The organism is Arcticibacterium sp. GJ41-1 (genome assembly GCF_055808875.1).
Genome location: NZ_CM147888.1, coordinates 4,958,780 through 4,978,859, shown reverse-complemented (window position 1 = coordinate 4,978,859; position 20,080 = coordinate 4,958,780). Strand labels below are relative to the sequence as shown.

Sequence of the window (20,080 nt, the reverse complement as noted above, 5' to 3'; positions counted from 1 at the left end):
AGAATGAATAATAAATTTTTCATACGTCTGTCGCTGTCTATGTTATTGGTGCTGCTGCTTTTTGGCTCCGCCATGACCTACATAAGTTTTGTGACCACCAGAAATTATCAAGAAGAGGCTAATCAGAAATTGCATGCACATTTGGCTCAATTTACTATTGACCATTTACAGACTTTTAATGAGGAAGGGAAATTAGACACCACGGCTATTCAAAAAGTAATGGAGTCTATGATGATTATAAATCCTGATGTAGAAGTCTACTTATTAGACACTTCGGGTGGGATTATGGCTCATGTAGCTCCTTATAAAGAGGTGGTGAGAGAAGCTGTAAGTTTAGAGCCAGTGTTAAGTTTTATAGCGGATAAAGGACAAAACTTTATCAAAGGAGACGACCCAAGAGATTTTTTAAAGTCAAAAATATTTTCGGCAGCACCAATTATACAAAACGACGTGCTTAAGGGGTATTATTATATCATCTTGGTTTCGGAAGAGCGAGAATCTGTTTTTGCAGGACTTTTAGGAACCTATACCATGGATACTTTTTTGAAGCTAATTGCCTTGGCCGCTGTGCTGGCCTTGCTTCTTGGTTTTTTCATTTTATGGTATCAAACAAAGCATTTACAAGCCATTACCGATGGCATGAGTCAATTTCATTCGGGTGATTTTAGTACGCGAATAGAAGCAGATGAGCGGAGTATGTTTAGCGGGATTTCTGAAACGTTTAATGATATGGCGAATCAAATTCAGCTGCAGTTTGATAAAATTAAGTCTATTGATAATTTTAGAAGAGAACTGGTGGCGAATATCTCACATGATTTAAGAACACCACTTTCTATTATTCAGGGTTTTACAGAAACGCTCCAATTAAAGAAAAATGAACTGAGTGCTGCAGAAGAAAGTCAGTATTTGGAGAATATAAACGAGAGTACTAAAAAGTTGAAAGGTCTGGTAAATCAGCTTTTTGAGCTTTCAAAGCTAGAGAATAATCAAATTCAGCTGCAAAAAGAGCCATTCCCATTAGATGAACTTGCCTATGATTTGATGGCTAGGTATGAAGTTTTGTTTAAAGAAAAGAATATAGAAATGGAGTTTGTTAGAAACCCAGAGACACCTTTTGTTTTTGGCGATATTTCTTTGGTAGAAAGGGTGATTCAAAATTTAGTAGATAATGCTATTAAGTTTACGCCAAAGGGAGGGAAGATAAAACTAGAAATAGGTTCAAGCGATACAAAGAATATTTTATTCAGTATCAGTGATACGGGTTCTGGGATAGCAGAGAAAGACCTTTCGGTGATTTTTGAAAGGTACCATACCAACACCAAAGACGAAACCAGGGTAAAAGGAACAGGCTTAGGATTGGCAATAGCCAATAAGATTATTGAGCTACATAGCAGCAGTATAGATGTAAGCAGCAAGCTAAATCAAGGCACCCGCTTTAGTTTTAATTTGCCAGCGTATGTGGTTTAACCCAAACTAGGAATCTGAATTCCTGTAATTTTCCTATAAAGGTCTACGGCGTAAATGTCTGTCATGCCCGAAATGAAATCTAAAACAGATAAAATGTTTTGATACAGGGGCTGGTCGTTGCTTATTTCAAATTGCTCTGGAATTAGCTTTTTCATTTTTTTTGACTTGGCCGACTTAGGCTCCAAAATAGCACCTAAAAATTCTTTTAAAAGACCGCCAATAACATGAAAACCTGCAATTTCAATTTCTACTACAGACTTGTGATTGTAAATTTTACTAACAGAAATAGCGTCAATTTTGTCAATCAGTTTGATAGATTTTTCGTCTATAAGCTCAATCAATGACTTGTTTACTTCACCGTTTAAAAGGGCGGCTTCATTTGCCATAAAGGCATCAGAGCATTTTCTGGTCAAAAGGCCAATTAGCATAGCTCTCAGCAACGAAAGCTTTTGCTTCTCGTCTTTCATGCTCAGCATTTGCTCTTTTATATAAGCTTCATTTTTTTCTCCCTCAAAAAACGGAAGAAGCAATTCTTCGACCTCTTTAAAGCCAAGAATATGAAGTCTGAAAGCATCTTCTAAGTCTATGATTCTATAACAAATATCATCTGCAGCTTCTACTAAGAATACGAACGGATGCCTGGCCAAATGACTTTTACTTTCGTCCAATGTTTTCATTTGAAGGTCGGCTGCCATTTCTTTCATGACAGAAAGCTCCGCATCAAAGTACCCAGATTTTTTGGTAGAAATTAAGCCCGTAGACTTGTCAAAACCGTTTAAGCTGTCAATTGGGTATTTGACAATAGACGCCAAAGTAGTATAAGTCAGTTTTAAGCCAGCTTTTAAAAATAGCGTGCTTAACACTCGGAAGGCATTCGCATTACCTTCAAAGTTTTTTAAATCGGCCAGTTGGTTTGGCGTTAGCTCTTTTTCTAAGGTTTCTTTTTGACTGCCAGAAAGCTCTTCAAAAAAGGTTCTAATAGCATCTTCTCCCGAATGTCCGAAAGGAGGATTGCCAATATCATGAGCGATACAGCCTGTTTGTATAACATCTGCTAGAGCAAATTTGTAAAATTCGGTAGCATGTGTGTTTAGCGTTTCGGCATTTTTTTTGGCAATTTTTTCGCCAACTAGCCTTCCTAATGAGCGACCTACAGACGCTACTTCTAAACTATGCGTTAGCCTATTATGTACAAATATGGAGCCTGGTAAAGGAAAAACTTGGGTTTTGTCTTGTAGCCTTCTAAACTGGGATGAGAAAATAAGACGGTCGTAATCTCTCAGATATTCTCCACGAGTTTCGTCCGTGTTTTGAAGGTTTCTAGAGCCGTATCTTTTATTCGAAAAAAGTGTTTCCCAGTGCATAGTTTAAATTTTGACAAAGCTACGGCAATTTATAGACCTAAGGAATTGCCAAAGGCTTATTTCTATTCTTCTAGCAGCTCTACCGTAACTAAATATGCACAGTGGTCAGACGCTACGGCATCTTGAATGACTTCCGTGGTCAATATTCGCCATCTGTTTTTAGGGTAAAACATGACATAATCTATTTTAATCTCAGGTTTATCAGAAGGGAAGGTGGCGGCTGGGTTTTCTTTATTGTAAGAAGAAAGCCAGTGTTTTTCTAAAGTATTAATGGCTATGCTGCCTGGCGTATCGTTTAAGTCACCTGCTAAAATGCTTGGGTATTGGTTTGATGTGAAATTTGCATTGATGCTTTGGACTTGAGCCAGTCTATCTTTTCCGTCTTTTAAATGGTCTAAATGTGTTCCAATAAAAGAAACGGTATCACCAGATGCTAACACAGAAGTTACTTCCAAAGCTGCTCTTGGTTCTCTGCCGGCTGTGTAAGGCAAAATGATGTTTCGGCTGTTTAGGAAAGTATAATTTGCTAAAATTCCTTCGCCATATTCGCCGCCATCATATTTCATGGCTTTGCCAAAAAGTGGGGAGAGCTTGGTTCTATAGCCAAGTTCTGTCACTAAATCGTATTTTTTAGCCCTATTGGTTTTATAATCTACTTCTTGTAAAGCCACGAAGTCAGGATTACTATCTGAAATAACCTTCGCAATATGGTCTAAGTCAAAGTCGCCATTTGTGGTAGCTCCATGAAGAATATTGAATGTGAGAACTCTTATGATTCTTGGATTCTCATCAATGGATTGAGACCAAGTATTTAAACTAAAGAATAAACAAAGAAGGGTAATGTATGTTTTTAGTTTCATGTTTTGGACACTGGTGTTAAAAAATGAAAATAAATTTAATACTTTATAATTCGACTAGTGGGGTATTTTAAAGAAAAGACAACCTACACTTTAGTAGGCTGTCTTCTTTAAATGAATTTAGTCGGTTTTACCAACCAGGAGTTTGCTTGTATATGCCATTACTTCTTGAGATTTCGTTTGAGCTAAGTGGCCATGCCATGTGTCTAGCTGGATCGAAACTTCTTGCTGGCCAAACTTCCTCTACGGTGTAGGAAGAATTAGGGTCAGTTTTGTTTTCATGGATTCTGCCGTGAAGCGGAGCATTGATAACATCTACATCACCCCATCTTTTTAAATCCGCTAATCTGTCTGTCCATTCACAGGCAAGCTCTACTCGTCTTTCATGCTTAAGGTCGTCCATAGTTGGTGTGGCGATAGGGCTTAGACCTACTCTAGCTCGAATTTCGTTTAAGGGCTCTGCTGCTTGACTAGCTTGTCCCATCTGAATTAAGGCTTCAGCTTTGAAAAGTAAAATCTCAGCATACCTGATTAAAGGTAAATTCAGGGCAGTGGTAGGGTAGTTACCGCTTTGGTTGATTTTTGAATTGGTACCTGCATCCTCATCCGTTCCGTAGCTGTATGGGTCCATGTATTTGTTAATCTGGAAACCTGAAAGGCTATTGGTAGAGTAGTATTCACGCTCCACACCGAAATAAGTAAACTTATCCCCAAATTTTAAGATAGTAACCTCACGTCGTGGGTCATTTTCTTCATATTCTTGGTAAAGCTCTTCGGTTGGTTGGAAATATCCCCAGCCATTGAAAATACCCCATCCTTTGTTTTCTAGTATAACACCAGGGAATTCAGAACCACCTTGAATCCCAGAAGTTACAGACCAGATGTACTCTGGCCCCCAATTTTGACCGTCGGTAAATACGGCTCTATAATTAGCCTCGTTACTTTCTTGACCAGTTACCAATGCTCTTTGACCTTCGTTTTTGATTTTGTCTGCAAGACTTGGTACGTTTTCCCATTTTGAGCTGTCATATTGTGCCCAGTATGCATACGTTTTTACCATGTATGCCCAAGCTGCTGATTTGTGAGCACGGCCTTGGTCTTCTGCACCATAGGTTTGAAACAATGGTAATAACTCGGCTGCTTTTTCTAAGTCAGAAATAATTTGAGCGTAGTTATCTGTTACAGAGGCGAGCTGTGGAGGTATTCTGTTTCCAAATTCCTCATTTTCTACACCATCATAAGGGACACCTTGGTCTTTATGACCCCATAGGTAGGCAGCCCAAAAATGAGCAAATGCTCTCACGAAATATGCTTCGCCTAAAGAGCGTTGTCTCAACTCTTCTGAAATGTTTGTGGCACCTTGAACACCTTCTATGGCTTGATTGGCCTTGTTCATCATCCAGTACATATCTTCAAAAGCGGTAGCCATGTAGCCTTCGTTTCCTGTTGGAATAAAGTTTTTGATGTTTTCAGCGTCAGCTTTTGAGCGGCCTACCACTAAATCATCACTGGCGTTTTGCATCCAAAACAAATCTCTTCCCCATGTAGACTCCCATCTGAATGGAACATAAATGGCGGCAATGCCTTTGATAACGTCATCTTCGCTATCCCAAAAATAGGCAGTGGTAGAGGCTCCGTTAGGTTTAGTGTCTACCCATTCTTTATCACAAGAGCTTATGCTAAACATAAAGCATAGGCCTAGAAGAATTGTATATTTTATTTGAAATTTCATTGTCGTAATAATTAGAATTTAAACTTTAAACCTGCGGCATAAACACGTGATACAGGGAACTGACCTCCGTCAAAACCAATACCACCAACCTCTGGGTCCATTCCTGAATACTTAGTGAAGGTTAGCAGGTTGTCACCACTAACATAAACTCTTAAACCAGATACTGAGCCAAGTGTAGGGAAGGTATAGCCTAGCACTAAGTTTTTCAATCTTAGGTAGTCGCCACTTTCTAGGTACCAGTCAGAAGCCGTCTGGAAGTTGTTATTTGGGTCATTTGCAGATATTCTAGGAATGTCTGAATCAGTATTTGTAGGAGACCATGCGTCCAAAATTTTGTCCCATCTGTTATAACCTTGCTCAGAAGCATTAAGTGTAGATTCTTTGAAAGCATGAAATAATTTAACTCCGGCTACACCTTGGAAGAATACACTTAAATCAAAATTTTTGTAAGTAAGGTTAGTATTGAAACCGTAGGTTAATTTAGGAGCAGCTGAACCCATATATGAACGGTCATTGTCGTCAATTTTTCCATCATTGTTAAGGTCAACAAACTTTAAATCTCCCGCTTGGGCATTTGGCTGAATTTTTTCTCCATTGAACGTATAGCTAGCAGCTTCCTCATTTGATTGGAAAATACCATCTGTTTGAATCATCCAGTAAGAATAATAAGGTTGACCTACGGTAGACCTATACGGTCTAATGGTTCCTCTCCATGCATTTCCGTGAGCCCAGAAAGAGTCAGGGTTATCGTCAATTTCTTCTACTCTATTTTTTAGCGTAGCAATATTCCCACTAAACTCATAAGCTAGCTCGCCTGAGTTTCCGCCATAAGAAGCCATAACTTCAAGACCTGTATTTCTGATTTTACCTTGATTAATCAATGGAGCACCAAAACCGTAAGTGTTTGTCCAGTCTGTATCTTGTTGTTTGATTAGGTCATAAGTAAGCTTATCAAAATAATCTACAGAAAGCGATAGGCGTTCGTTAAGCATAGTTATATCTAAACCGATATCTGTTTGTTTAGAAGTTTCCCATGATAAAGCAGGATTGTTCAGACTACCAACATAAAGAGCAGGGGAGTAAGGGGCATCACTACCAATTTGGAATGTATTATTAGTGCTAAGTGTAGCGTAACCGTAGTATCTGCCTATAGAGCCAATGTTTCCTATTTCTCCCCAGCTAGCTCTTAGTTTTAATGTGTTGATTAACGGGATATTGAAAAATGGCTCAGAACTTATTTTCCATGCTGCTGTGGCAGCTGGAAAACCTTTTCCTCTATAACCTTCTGCTAGTCTTCCGGCGATGTCATAACGGTAACTTCCCGTTAAGAAATATCTATTTGACCAGCTATAAGAAAGCCTTCCAACGTAAGATAAGTTTCTGTCTTTCCAGTCGTAGTCACCAGGCCTGTCAGAGCTAAAAGTTTGAGCATTTAAGAAAAACTGAGCCCAATCTTCTTCATCTGGAAAGTCTCTCGCTGCGGCTGAAAATCCTTTTGCACCATTTTCTTGTGCGGTAGTTGATACCATAGCTCCAAGGTTATGATTGCCCAGGGCACGCGTATAGTTTAAGGTGTTTTCCCAAATCCAGTTATAACCTTTATTCGTGCTGTAGCTTAAAGAGTTTTGATTATTTGGTTTGCCCGGCTCTGTTACTTTAGGACTGAAATTTTTATAAAGTGAAGTCTGAGAGCGGTAAGAATACCTCGTCAAGAAATTTAAGCCAGGAATAATGTCAGAGTATGATAATTCAGATACTGACTGTAAATCGCTGCCTTTGTTGTAAGGTTGATTTCTTAAGAGCGTTCCTACTGGGTTGATGGCATCACCATGAATTCCTAAATAATCAGAATCTCTTGGACCTACGCCGCCAAAACTTCCATCTTCATAGTAAGGAACAGCAGAGCTAGGCATATAAATAGCAGAAAGGATAGTTCCGCTATAGCCACTTTCGGTCGATGTACCGCGGCTATCACTATTATTCCAAAATACCTCTTGACGGAATTTAAGGTGGTCGTCAAAACTGTATTGACTATTAAACCTAAGTGAGATATTTTCGCTGTACGTGTTTAATAAAGTACCCTCGTTGTTTTCATACCTTCCTTGGAAGAGCGTTGAGAATTTATCCGTTCCTGCATTAATAGAGAAGTTATGACGCTGAATAGTTCCTATTCTGAAAATTTCGTCTATCCAGTTTGTTCTGGTAACAGCGGCGTAAGGGTTCTTAGTGGCATCCCAACCGTCTAGAGGATTAAGACCAGCGTTTTGCATAGCTAAATTTGAGACCTCTGCTTCTTTGTCCGCAGTTAGGGCGTTTGGTGTTTTCCAAGCTTGTTTAGCTCCCATAAAGCCATTATACTCTATACTTGGTTTTCCTGAGGAAGCTTGACGGGTAGTAATTAAAATTACACCTGCAGATCCAGAAAATGCTCCGTAAATAGCGGCCGACGCAGCATCTTTAAGTACCGTGATAGACTCAATATCTGCTGGGTTATAAGGAGCATTTGGTACGCCGTTAACCACATAAAGTACGTTTTCAGTTCCTCTAGAACCTGTACCTCTTATTGTGATTTTTGGTGTTGAGTTTGGGTGGCCACCATTGCTTATTGCGGTTACGCCAGGTACTCTTCCTTGAATTAAGTTGGCAACATCAAGAACGGGTCTGTCCTTAATTTTTTCTACATTTTCTACGCTTACCACGGCAGAAGAAAGGTCTCCCTTTTTTGCCGTTCCGTAGCCAATTACAACCACCTCTTTAAGGTCATTCATATTAGGACTTAAAGCCACACTTATAGTGCTCTGGTTTCCTACTATCACCTCTTGTGTAGTATATCCAATAAAGCCAAAAACTAAAACGGCGTTCTCGTTTTCTACGTTTAGGCTGTATTCACCGTTTACATCGGTAATGACACCTACATTAGTTCCCTTTACGGTAACTGTACACCCTGTTAGAGTTTCGTTTGTTTGAGCATCGCTCACGACCCCTCTCACTGTTCTGGTAGGCTCGCTAGCCCAAGAACTTGCACAAATAATTAAAAATCCCATTAACGACAGGCAGAAATGTCGCAAGGAGACTTTAGGTAAATTTTGTCTCATAAAACTTGTTTGATTGAACTAATAAATGATTTGAGACGCAAACGTATATCTATTAGCAATAGAGAGATTCCGCTTATAAGGAATTTAAAGATTGCTTAACAATCAGGGCTAAAAAAGGAGCAGGTTCTTAACGGTTTGTTCTTGTAGAAATAATGATTTATTAAAGAACTAGGATAGTGCAATTCTATCTAAAATAAGCCATGTTCTATTTTTTCCTAACTTTTTAAAGGAGGTGTGGCATTATAGTTATAGATTTTAGAATAGCAAAAAACTTACTATTACATTGGCCAAAGGCTTGTCGATTTTATTTGAATTTAAAACTTGCTAAATATGGCTCTATCATATCTTGATAATGCCTGTATTTTAAAGTCTCAGCAGAGAAGGTGACTATATACACCTTACTGTTTTTTACATGATAATACTGTATCCATGTTTGCCAAATGTTGTTTTTGTTGCCTTTATAAGAGATGACATAGCTTTTTGGGCTGAGTTTCTTTTTCTCCAAAACCTTAAACTCTTTAACCACTTTGGGTAAATAGCCAATTGAGAAATTAGCATATTTTTCTGCCGTATAACTGGCAGACGAAAGTTTATTGACCGTCAGGTTAACACTTTCTATGTAAGTGTCGTAGCCTCGTAAGGTATCTGTTGGCGAGTGAGCGGTGCACTGTTCTTCTACACAGCCTGCTTTTATAGTCCAGGTATTTGGTAACTCAATACTGTAGGTGGGCATGTCAATCAGAAGTGGAGTTTCTATCTTTAAAGTGTCTGTTTTTTCAGGAGCTGTTTGTGCTTTTAATGTATAAGATAGACTTAGGAGTAAAACAAAAAGGTATTTCATGTAAAGGAGCATTAGTAAAAATGCAAAATAGTCAGTTTATATGAAACATGTGGAAAGTAGTGTAGTGCTTTGTTTTTATGCTAGATGATTTTTAGAAAGAAGTTGAGTTAAAACTGGGTTTTATTAGCATTAAGAAACCTGTTATTTTGGGCTTATTTAAAAGTACTTTCTTCCATCTTTAATTTTGAAAACCCGCTTTTTATTTTGAGCATCAAGTCCTGCTTATTTATTGGTTTGCTGATATAATCGTCCATTCCAGCCTCTAAGCATATTTCTTTATCACCTTGCATTGCATTGGCCGTCATTGCTATTATTACCGGCTGTTTTTTTTGTAGTTTTCTTATTTGTTGTGTTGCCTCTAGACCGTCCATTTCAGGCATTTGAACATCCATTAATATTATATTGAAATCTCCTTGATTAAACTTTTCTATTACTTGAATTCCATTAACAGCCAAAGTTGGCTGAAAGCCGAGACCCTTTAAAACCTTACTTATAACCATTTGGTTAATTATGTTGTCTTCGGCCACCATGATATTGGCAGGATAATTTTGTGCAAAAAACTCCTCTGTTTTCTTATTATTGGCAGTTTTATCAGGCTTTTGAGGAATAATAGAAGTTTTAAACTGATTAAGAATTTCCTTGTAGAGCAGATCTTGTTTTACTGGCTTCGTCAGGCTTGCTGAAATCAGGTCTGCATGGCTTTTGTAAGATATATCACCCAGAGAACTAAGTAGAATAATTGGTGTATTTGAGTCACTTTTACGTATCTCTCGAGCTAGCTCTAAACCATCCATGTCTGGCATTTCCATATCAGTTAAGATGATATCGAAGTTTTCTGAGTTTTTAATCAATTTTAAAGCATCCAGGCCAGAAGAGGCGATAGTCGGTTTGAATTTCCAAAAGTTAAGTTGTGCTTCTAAAATTTGCCTATTCGTTTCGTTATCGTCTATTACCAAAATTCGTTTCCCTCTTAAGACATCTAATTCGGTAGTAGCTTTGTAAATAGGTTCCGATTCTTGCCCAGGCATAGTTATGATGTTAAAATAGAAAGTAGTGCCAGTGCCTTCCTGACTTTCTATGCCAATTTCTCCGCCCATTAGATTGACCAATCGTTTGCTGATTATTAAACCTAAGCCCGTCCCTCCATATTTTCTTGTAACGGAAGAGTCTACTTGTGAAAATGCCTGAAATAATTTGTCTCTTTTCTTTTTGGGGATTCCAATTCCTGTATCACGAACCTCAAAAGAGAGGTTGATTTTATCCGGAATATGTGTTTTAGCTAACTTTACTTTTAAGAATATTTCGCCCTCATGGGTGAACTTTATGGCATTGCCAATGAGGTTAATAAGAATTTGTCTAAGTCTTGTAGGGTCGCCATAGATATGGGGTGAAACCTTTGGGTCTATGTGATAAACAAGGTCTAAATTCTTTTCAACTGCTTTTTTTGCAAAGAGGTCGATAACCTCTTCAATACAAGTTCTAAGTTTAAAGTCTTTGTCTTCAAGCTCCATTTTTCCAGACTCTATCTTAGAAAAGTCAAGAATATCGTTTATCACCGTTAGAAGGTTGTCGGCCGAAATGCCAATGGTTTCTGCGTAGCTCCTTTGCTCTTTGTTTAGTTCTGTTTCCAGTAAGAGATTACTCATTCCTATGACACCATTCATAGGGGTTCTTATTTCATGACTCATGGTGGCCAGAAAGACGCTTTTAGCTTTGTTGGCAAGTTCGGCATCGGTTTTAGCTTTTTCGGCTTCTTCACGAGCTTTAATTTCTTGCTCAGTAGATATTTGTAACTCTTTAGTACGTTTGCTTATTTTCCTTTCTAAGGATGCTTTTTTTGACCTTATAGTTCTAGTTCTATATCGGTAAAGAGCAAAAAGGCTTCCAAAAAAGAGAATAAGCATTAATAGCCTAAACCACCACGTTTTCCAAAAAGGAGGAGTAATAGTTAGATTTAACTCCTTAGGGTTTTGAGACCAAGTACCGTCATTGTTTAGGCCATTTACTTGGAAAATGTAGTTACCTGGGTCAAGATTAGTATAGGTAGCAGTATGTTCGTTACCTACTTGTTGCCATTCTTGGTCAAAGCCAAGCATTCTGTATTGGTATTTTTTCTTTTTTTCGGATACAAAATTTAATGAGGAAAAATCGAATGAAATAACTTCATCATTATAAGAAAGTACAAGTTTATCAACCATTGAAATGTTTTTCTTTAATGGTGAAGTGTCTTCTTTATTTCTTGCTACAGCTATATTTTTATTAAAAATCTTAAAACCAGTTAGAAGTAATGGAGGTTCAAAGCTGACTTGCTTCACACTGTCAGGCCAGAAAGCGTTAATTCCATTATTCCCGCCGAAATACATCTTTCCGGTCCTAGTTTTACAAAAAGCCAGTTCTTTAAACTGACCCACTTGGAGCCCGTCGGCTTCAGAATAATTATGGAAAGTTTTGCTTCTAGGGTTATAGCGACTAATGCCTTTGTCAGTACTAATCCAAAGGTTCTTACTGTTATCCTCTAAAACACCTTGAATTATATTTCCTTCTAAACCATCTTCTTCTGAAAACTTAGTAAACAGCTCTTCTTTTGGTTTGTATAAGTCCAAACCATTCTTTGTGCTAATCCAAAGGTTACCTTTCTGATCTTCAAAAACATTTCCAACACTATTGCTGCTGATACTATTCTCTTCATCGTGATGCATGAAATAGGTAAAAGAGCTGTCTGCTTTTTTCATTCTATTTAAGCCACCGCCATCAGTCCCTATCCAGATAAAACCTTTAGAGTCTTCTGTGATAGAAAGTATTTTGTTATTGTTGGTACCTTTTCCACTGACTGGATTAGAGGTATATGGTATGAAAGAATTGTTTAAAGGGTTGAAAAGGTTAATTCCTCCGCCATAGGTGCCAATCCAAATGTTTCTTCCACTGTCCTGGTACATTACCCAAACGTTATTATTACTCAGAGAACCCTTTTTTAGAGGATTGTTTTTGTAATGCCTGAGTACTTTTCCCGCAGTATTAAAAACAGTAATTCCATTGCCCCAGGTACCCACCCACATTTCGTCGTTTTCCGTTTCCAAAATACTTAGTACGTGGTTTCCTGTGATAGACTTAATGTCATTATTAGTATGTGTGAAATGCCTAAAATTTCCATTTTTTGGGTTCATGATGTTTAAACCACCACCATCTGTCCCAACCCATATTTGGCTTTTCCTATCTTCGTAAATAGTAAGAATCTTGTCGTTATTAAGGCTATTAGCTTTAGACATACGGCGATAATGAATAAACTTTTCAGCATCAATATTTACTTGATTTACACCAGCGTTAAAGGTGCCTATCCACATGTTTCCTTTTTGGTCTTTTAGTAATGAGTGAACTGAATTACTACTCAGACTATAGGAGTCTAACTCATCATTTTTAAATGTTTCAAAAGATTGCTCTTTTTGATTAAAGATAGACAGTCCGCCATTTTCGGTACCAATCCATATGTTTCCCTTTGGACCTTCTTCTAGGGAGTATATGACATTACTCCCTAAGCCATTTGATTTGTTTGCTTCAGAAAGGTAATGTTTAATAGAATTATTGTTTGGGTTATATTTGAATAGGCCATTTCCATTGGTGCCTATCCATAATTGTTTTTTGTTGTCTTCTAATATGGACCTTATTCTTATTTTGGTAGAAGTATTTTTGCTCAAATCAAAAGCGATAAATGACTTTGTTTTGTCATCAAAAGCATAAAGTCCAGTATGTGTTCCTATCCAAATTTGGTTTTGGCTATCCTCATATAATGTTTCGATAAAGTCACTTTTCAAACCAGAAGTCTTGTCAGCAGTATAATGTGAAAATGTACCATCTTTTGGTGAAAACACATCTAGGCCTTTACCGTCAGTACCTATCCAAACATTTCCTTTTTGGTCTTCAATTACAGTATTTAGGGAGTTGGAGGAAATTGAGTTTATGTTCTTTTTTTTGTGCTTAAAGCTAATGAAATGGTCTTTATTTATGTCGTAGAGGTTTAGGCCTCCTCCGGTAGTGGTAATCCATAAGTTTCCGTTTTTACTTTGATGAATATCTGTTATCTGATTACTACTTATACTTGTTGAGTCCGTGGCCTTGTTTTTATATGTTTTAAAGGAGTAGCCGTCATACCTATTCAAGCCATTTCCCGAACCGAACCAAAGAAAGCCTAGTTGATCTTGACAAATACTTCTTACATAACTATGTGAGAGCCCTTCGGAAATGCCAAAATTCTCAAATCGAAGATAGTCCTGTTGACATGTACTTTTTAAAGGAATTAAAAGCATTCCTAAAAACGTAAAAAGCCAAATTTTGAAACTCCAATTAACTGATTTGTTATTAACTGGTCTCATATCGATTTTTGTTAGAGTACTAAAAAATATATAATTATTTATACTCCAATATTCAGTCCAAGATTGCAGAAGATAGAAGAACTGATTATTTAAAAGGGAGTTGGTTTTTAGCCTTTCATTTTCCAATAACCGTTTTGCATATACGAATGTATGGTTTGTGTGTCTTAATTTTAATGTTCGTATGTGATTAGTTCCAATTGAAATATTTATCCACATTGGAATGCCTTGCTCGTTGTACAGAGTTGCCAGTATAATTTCACCGTAAAATAAAACCCTCTGTTTAGAAAATGTAAAGAGGTAATTAAGAGGTATCTTGAAGTTTAAAATCCAAAATATGAAAAGATTACTATCTCTTTTAAGCTTCGTATTATTGTCAATTTCAGTTACAGCCCAATCTGTTCTCATAACACCAGGAGCCCAAAGTGTAAATGGCGACAGCACCAGCAAAGACCAGTTAAATGTTTTTGGTAATGGCCTGCTAGTGGGGTCTAATGTTAAAATAACGGAAGAAACCCCTGCTAGTAATGTGCATACTATGATTTGTGCTCCCTCCGGAACTATAGGTACAACTCTTGCGGGAACAGTCAAAGACCCTAAAGGGGATTTAGACTATACAGGTGGTTTGATTTATAACTGTTTCTTCAGTTTTAATACAAGCGACCCTGATTTTGTTGCCTTTAAAATTGATTTTGAACTCCTAGATACGGAAGCAAATGGAGATTCTATCCTTTTAAAGGATTATGCTTCGGGTGAAGTTTTGGCGGCTTATTCTGGTAACTATATACCAGCTAGTTTGATTACCAATTCTAGTAATGTATTGGTTCAGTTTAAAACAGATAATGACTATAACGTAGGGGCGGGTTTTGTTTTAAAGTGGAAGGCAATCCTTAAAGGTGAGATGGCTACAGGTATTCAGGGTTATTTTGGAGAGGGTCTAGTTTATGATGCAAAGTCAAAATCTTTATGGTCTGGAAGGCATAACCCTTGGGCCTTCGAAAATAAAGGGCTCTACTCAACAGCTTTGGGTTTAGATAACGAGGCCACTGGTAATTATTCTTCAGCTCTAGGTACGAGGTCAATTTCCTCTGCTGATAATTCTACCGCAATTGGTTATAATTCAATTTCCACTGGTGCATATTCTCTTGCTATGGGGACTCATGCAACCGTGTCTGGTTATAGTTCTATTGGTATTGGTAATTATTCTCAAGCTGAGGGGGATTATTCTGTAGTGTTGGGCACTAGTAGTTTAGCCGCAGGAGATTATTCTACAGCTATTGGGTATAAAGCAAAAGCGGTCAGCTACAATTCCACAGCTCTAGGTTACAATACAGTTGCGTTAGGAAATACTTCAACAGCTATGGGTTATGAATCAAAGGCTGATGGAGATTATTCTATGGCTACAGGTTATTCTACCGAAGCAAGTGGTGGTGTATCCACGGCTATGGGAAGTGATACAGATGCTTCAGGAGATTATTCCACAGCTATGGGTAATCAGACCAAAGCTCTTGGTTCTAATTCTACATCGATAGGTCGGTCTACAGAAGCTTCTGGTAATTCTTCCACGGCCATGGGTTATCGTACAAAAGCTTCTGGAAGTTACAGTACTGCCATAGGAACGAGAGCAAGTACCAATGGTTATGAAGGAGCCATGGTTTTAAGCGATTATGTTTCTAGTTCTGGAGATTCTTTAAAAGCTGATGCCACAGATAGACTTTTAGCACGTTTTGACAATGGGTATAAATTATACACCAATAACGATTTGTCGGCGACCAGTATAGGCCTAATGGCTCTCCATAATGCCAATTCATGGTCGTCTATTTCTGACTCTACTAAAAAAGAAAACTTTATAGCCTCTAATGGAGAAGAGATATTAAAGAGCGTATCAAAAATGCGTATAGGCACCTGGAATTATAAAGGACAAAACGCAAACAAACATCGCCACTGGGGTGTGATGGCACAAGACTTCCATCATCATTTTGGTAAAGACGCCTACGGCACCATAGGAAACGACACCACTATAGCCACTGCAGATTTTGATGGTGTAAGTTTTGCTGCCATTAAAGCTTTGGAAGAAAGAACGCGTGAACTTCAAAGTGACTTAGCTAGTGAAATGAGGTTCTCGGCTTCGCTCGAACTGACAAGCAGGAAGCAAGAAGAAACAATAGAGAAGCTACAAGAACAACTGCAAAAACAATTGCAACGCAATACGGCGTATGAGTCAGAACTCTTATCCGTGCGTTCGGAGTCAATGTCAGTTCGATCGGAGTCGAGAACAGTCCAAGCAGAGTCTAAAGCCCTAAAAGAAGATTTCAAAGAGCTCAAAGAAATGCTATTGAAATCTGTGGCGGTAGAGGGAAATTGATTTTCTGCTTTAAAGGCGAGAAGGCTATGGAGTACTATATCCAAAGCCTTCTTGACCAATTCTACTTAGGGTTCTCTTAATTTTCCTCTAGTGTTTTTTCTTCTTCTTTTGGTTTTGTACGCATTAAACCAACCATCATAACTAATGCTGTTAAGATAATTACCTGGATGGTCAAGGAGTTGTTAACCAAATCTATTGATTGAGAGACGGGAATGCTCAGAAATAATAGAATGGTTATTAAACCACGTGGAGCAAGGTAAACTAAGGGGCTTATCTGTAGTTTGAATAGTTTTAAGAATACTATTCTTAAAACAAAAAGGCTGATAGTAATCAGTATTGCCCAAACAATGGTATCTGAATTAAGTATCTCTTCTATTTCTATTAAGAAACCGAAGAGCAGAAAGAATAAAGCCCTTATGAGAAATGCTATTTCTGTGGTCAACTCTTTGAACTTATGTACCTCTTTGTTAAAGTTAATTGGATGAAACTGTTGAATAAATTTGTAATGTCTTAATTCATCTATATTTCCCATAAATAAACCAAACAACAATATAAAGATGAGTGCTGGTAAGTGAAAGATTTTAGAGAAAGCGTATATGAGAGTAAGCAGAATAATTATAGGGATGAATTTTATATGATGCTTTATTTTATGCAAGAAAAAAGCAAGAGCTAATGTGGCTATAAAGGAAACTAAAAGCATACAGAAAATTTCTACCACGAAGAGCAAAATAGAATCCGTATTAAATTGTTCGTTTAGTGTAACGAAATTGAAAAAAATAACCCCAAAAATATCGGAAAAGCTACTTTCGTATGTAATAAACTCTTTGTCTTTTGCCACAAGATTAATGGCACTCGGTATAGCTATGGCACTACTTATTACAGCAAAAGGTATTGCATTTGCTAAAGCTACTTTAAATGAAACATTGCTGAAATATTGGAAAAAATAGGCAAGCCCAAAACTCAATATTAGCAATGGTATTAAAGCAAGAAATGAAGATTTTTTAATTACAGAAAACTTAGATTTATTAATCTCTAATTCTAAAGAGCCTTCTAGCACAATCAAAATTAAACCGACGGTACCTAAAATAGGTAAAATAGGGTTAAGGTCAGGAATTTCGATATCGAAAAGAGCCGAAACTTGTTTTGTAAGGAAACCTAAGACCAATAGTAAAATTACTGATGGAATTTTGGTTTTAGATGAAGTGATATCAAATAGATAAGCTAGTAGTATTAATACACTTAGTGTGATAATTATGGCCATTCTTATGGATTATGGGATGAATAAATGGTTAGAGCTAGTTGAAAGCTTATAGCACTCCTTTATGCGTGTTTGAATTTTTGCTAGAATATTAAATGCAATATAAAATATGATTTGTTTAAGCTCATAAACTTAGAAGAAAAATAAAAGCCATATCTCTAAAAGTAGATAAAACCTTAAAGCTGGTAGTTGATTGAGTAGACGAACAGTCTTAGGTTTTTATATGTTCGTGCTATTTGTTGGTGGTGGAGGTGTTTCTAGCAGTCTAATTTTCAGTCTGTTTCTATCAAAAAACGGCAACATTTTCGACAACACTAAAAGAAAAAAGCCACTGAAATTAATCAGCAGCTTTTTCTTGTTAACCCGGAAGGACTCGAACCCTCAATAAGGGCACCAAAAGCCCCTGTGTTACCATTACACCACGGGTCAATCGTGTAATTAGGCTGCAAAAATAGGGGCAATTTTCTTTCCTGTCAAGTCATTCTTAGAAAAAATGTTATATTTTTTTTCTGTCCAAATGTCTCGGAGGAGGTAAGCCTCTATTATACAGTTACTAAAGGCTAAATTCCAGAAGTCTCTACTTCCGAAGAAATTTTACTTACTAAGCCTTGAAGTACTTTTCCTGGTCCGCACTCCACAAAACTGGTTGCTCCATCAGCTACCATATTTTGAACAGACTGTGTCCATCTTACTGGAGCGGTAAGCTGAGCTATAAGGTTTGTTTTAATGGCTGCTACGTCCGTTGATGGCTTCGCAGTCACGTTTTGATATATCGGGCATGTAGGCTCGTTAAAAGTAGTGTTTTCTATGGCTGCTGCTAGCTGCTCTCTTGCAGGCTCCATAAGCGGAGAGTGAAACGCTCCTCCTACTGGTAAAACCAAAGCTCTTTTGGCTCCAGCCTCTTTCATTCTTTCGCAGGCTATCTCTATACCCTTGTTACTTCCAGAAATTACAAGCTGCCCTGGGCAGTTATAATTAGCAGCTACCACCACTTCTCCAGTCTCTTCTGCCACAGCAGCACATATTTCCTCTACTTTGGCATCATCTAGTCTTAAAACGGCTGCCATGGTCGACGGATTTATTTCACAAGCCTTTTGCATAGCATCGGCACGTTGAGCTACCAAACGTAAGCCATCTTCAAAAGAAAGCACGCCAGCCACTACCAGCGAAGAAAATTCGCCTAAAGAGTGTCCTGCCACCATGTCTGCCTTAAATTCATCAGCACATAGTGCCTTAATTACAGAGTGGAGGTATACCGCAGGCTGCGTTACCTTAGTTTCTTTCAGGTCTTCGGCAGTGCCTTCAAACATGATTTTTGTAATCTCAAAACCTAAGATTTCATTGGCTTTGTCAAAAAGTTCTTTGGCCTTCGCCGACTCTTCATAAAGCTCTTTGCCCATACCACTAAATTGGGCTCCTTGACCAGGAAATACGTATGCTGTCATAATATTCAATGATTTTATATTCTATTGATTCTTGTCAGAATCTGTTTTTAATTCAAAACTTCGTTCAAAAATGCTTTTGCACCTTCCGTAGGCTCTTCACAGTCAATAGCTCGGATAAATGCACTGCCTATAATGGCTCCGTTGGCATATTGGCTGGCTTCTTTGAAAGTCTCCTTATCTTTTATTCCAAAACCTATTAAGCGAGGAATTTTAAGATTCATTTTATTGACACGGTCAAAATAGCTTTTCATTTCTTCCGTAATTCCAGAAGTAGAACCTGTGGTAGAAGCTGAAGAAACCATGTAAACAAAGCCAGACGAGTACTCGTCAATCTCTCTAATTCTTTCTTCAGAGGTTTGTGGAGTAATCAAGAAAATGTTCAACAAGCCATGTTTGTCAAAGAGTGCTTTGAAATCTTCCAAGTATTCTGCCATAGGCAGGTTTGGTAATATCAAACCATCTACACCTACTTCCTCACATTTTTGACAAAACTCAGCTACACCAAACTGAAAAACAGGATTAATATCACCCATCAAAATGATTGGGATATTTACCTTGCTTCGCATTTCCTTCAAGTGTTCAAAAAGCAAGGCCACAGACATGCCATTATTCAGTGCCTTAATGTTGGCTTTTTGAATGGTTTCACCATCCACCACGGGGTCAGAGAAAGGCATACCTATCTCTACCAAATCAGCACCACCTTCTTGAGCTGCTTCTAACAGGGGAATAGTGCTATCTAAATTTGGGAAACCTGCGGTAAAATAAATGTTTAAAACCTCCTTAGGTTTGTCAATAAATAGTTTCTCCAGTCGATTCATCAATACGAACTTATAATAATTTTTTGAACTATGGTTTTCCTACTTTTTCCAGTAGTCTAGCACCATTACTTTGTCTAAAACTGGACCTAAACCTTCGCCAAACGCTTTGTGGGCAGGATGTGGTAAGTAAACAGCTCTTCCTTCTTCTGAGTCAAAAGTAAGGGTGAAAATATGGGTAAATCCTTCATCCAAACCTTCAGGGCTGTTGTTAGTGCCCCATTCAAATCCTTTGATTTCAGGAATTTCGTTTGGTAAGTTTTCAAAGGAGGCTACCACTGCGTCTACGGCTTCTTTTGAGGCGTCATCTTTAAATTTAAACATCACCACGTGTCTAAGCTTTGCTGTATCTTCTGTCATTACTGTTTCTGTTACTTCTTCTTCTTTTGTCTCCGTTTGTGGCTGACAAGCCATTCCTAAAAACGCGATTGATAAAACTAAAAGTGTATTTTTCATTGCTAAGGGTTTTGTATTTGG

The 20,080-nt window shown here is 37.8% G+C and carries 12 protein-coding genes and 1 tRNA gene; 2 read left to right on the top strand and 11 right to left on the bottom strand.

Features of this window, described 5'->3' with window-relative positions; all coding sequences use genetic code 11:
- Positions 1–3 precede the first annotated feature (3 nt).
- On the top strand, positions 4–1,467 hold the full coding sequence (locus AC0L6O_RS20580; protein WP_473305046.1) for a HAMP domain-containing sensor histidine kinase: 1,464 nt from the start codon (positions 4–6) through the stop codon (positions 1,465–1,467).
- Here the strand turns inward: AC0L6O_RS20580 and AC0L6O_RS20575 are convergent.
- From AC0L6O_RS20575 to AC0L6O_RS20550, 6 genes are all read right to left on the bottom strand, one after another.
- The gene (locus tag AC0L6O_RS20575; protein WP_473305045.1) at positions 1,464–2,831 is read right to left on the bottom strand and encodes a deoxyguanosinetriphosphate triphosphohydrolase; all 1,368 of its coding nucleotides are present in this window, start codon (positions 2,829–2,831) and stop codon (positions 1,464–1,466) included. The genes AC0L6O_RS20580 and AC0L6O_RS20575 overlap by 4 nt on opposite strands.
- Before the next feature lie 62 nt (positions 2,832–2,893).
- Complete coding sequence (locus tag AC0L6O_RS20570) at positions 2,894–3,691, bottom strand: endonuclease/exonuclease/phosphatase family protein (protein WP_473305044.1); 798 nt, start codon at positions 3,689–3,691, stop codon at positions 2,894–2,896.
- 127 nt (positions 3,692–3,818) lie between these two features.
- Entirely contained in the window at positions 3,819–5,420 is a 1,602-nt protein-coding gene (locus AC0L6O_RS20565; RefSeq protein WP_473305043.1) for a RagB/SusD family nutrient uptake outer membrane protein, read from the bottom strand.
- 11 nt (positions 5,421–5,431) lie between these two features.
- The gene (locus AC0L6O_RS20560) at positions 5,432–8,464 is read right to left on the bottom strand and encodes a SusC/RagA family TonB-linked outer membrane protein (protein ID WP_473305041.1); all 3,033 of its coding nucleotides are present in this window, start codon (positions 8,462–8,464) and stop codon (positions 5,432–5,434) included.
- A 355-nt stretch (positions 8,465–8,819) separates the two neighbouring features.
- Positions 8,820–9,356 carry a hypothetical protein gene (locus AC0L6O_RS20555; RefSeq protein WP_473305040.1) on the bottom strand — a complete coding sequence of 179 codons (537 nt, stop codon included), beginning with the start codon at positions 9,354–9,356 and terminating at the stop codon, positions 8,820–8,822.
- Positions 9,357–9,508: 152 nt separating this feature from the next.
- Positions 9,509–13,723: a two-component regulator propeller domain-containing protein gene (locus AC0L6O_RS20550; protein WP_473305038.1), complete on the bottom strand. Its 4,215-nt coding sequence runs from the start codon at positions 13,721–13,723 to the stop codon at positions 9,509–9,511.
- Positions 13,724–14,057: 334 nt separating this feature from the next.
- Between AC0L6O_RS20550 and AC0L6O_RS20545 the strand changes: the two genes are divergently transcribed.
- Positions 14,058–16,085, top strand: coding sequence for a tail fiber domain-containing protein (locus AC0L6O_RS20545; RefSeq protein WP_473305037.1), 2,028 nt, complete (start codon positions 14,058–14,060; stop codon positions 16,083–16,085).
- A 76-nt stretch (positions 16,086–16,161) separates the two neighbouring features.
- On the opposite strand, the gene AC0L6O_RS20540 is transcribed toward AC0L6O_RS20545, so the two are convergent.
- The 5 genes from AC0L6O_RS20540 to AC0L6O_RS20520 all read right to left on the bottom strand — a co-directional run bounded on the left by AC0L6O_RS20540 (position 16,162) and on the right by AC0L6O_RS20520 (position 20,059).
- Positions 16,162–17,346, bottom strand: coding sequence for a cation:proton antiporter domain-containing protein (locus tag AC0L6O_RS20540; RefSeq protein WP_473305036.1), 1,185 nt, complete (start codon positions 17,344–17,346; stop codon positions 16,162–16,164).
- Positions 17,347–17,701: 355 nt separating this feature from the next.
- A tRNA-Gln gene (locus tag AC0L6O_RS20535) sits at positions 17,702–17,772 on the bottom strand.
- 131 nt (positions 17,773–17,903) lie between these two features.
- Positions 17,904–18,788 carry an ACP S-malonyltransferase gene (gene fabD / locus AC0L6O_RS20530; RefSeq protein WP_473305035.1) on the bottom strand — a complete coding sequence of 295 codons (885 nt, stop codon included), beginning with the start codon at positions 18,786–18,788 and terminating at the stop codon, positions 17,904–17,906.
- Between the two features lie 47 nt (positions 18,789–18,835).
- A complete protein-coding gene (gene trpA / locus AC0L6O_RS20525) occupies positions 18,836–19,606 on the bottom strand; it encodes a tryptophan synthase subunit alpha (RefSeq protein WP_473305033.1) in 771 nt (256 codons plus the stop codon).
- Positions 19,607–19,645: 39 nt separating this feature from the next.
- Positions 19,646–20,059 carry a Dabb family protein gene (locus tag AC0L6O_RS20520; RefSeq protein ID WP_473305032.1) on the bottom strand — a complete coding sequence of 138 codons (414 nt, stop codon included), beginning with the start codon at positions 20,057–20,059 and terminating at the stop codon, positions 19,646–19,648.
- Between the last annotated feature and the right edge of the window lie 21 nt (positions 20,060–20,080).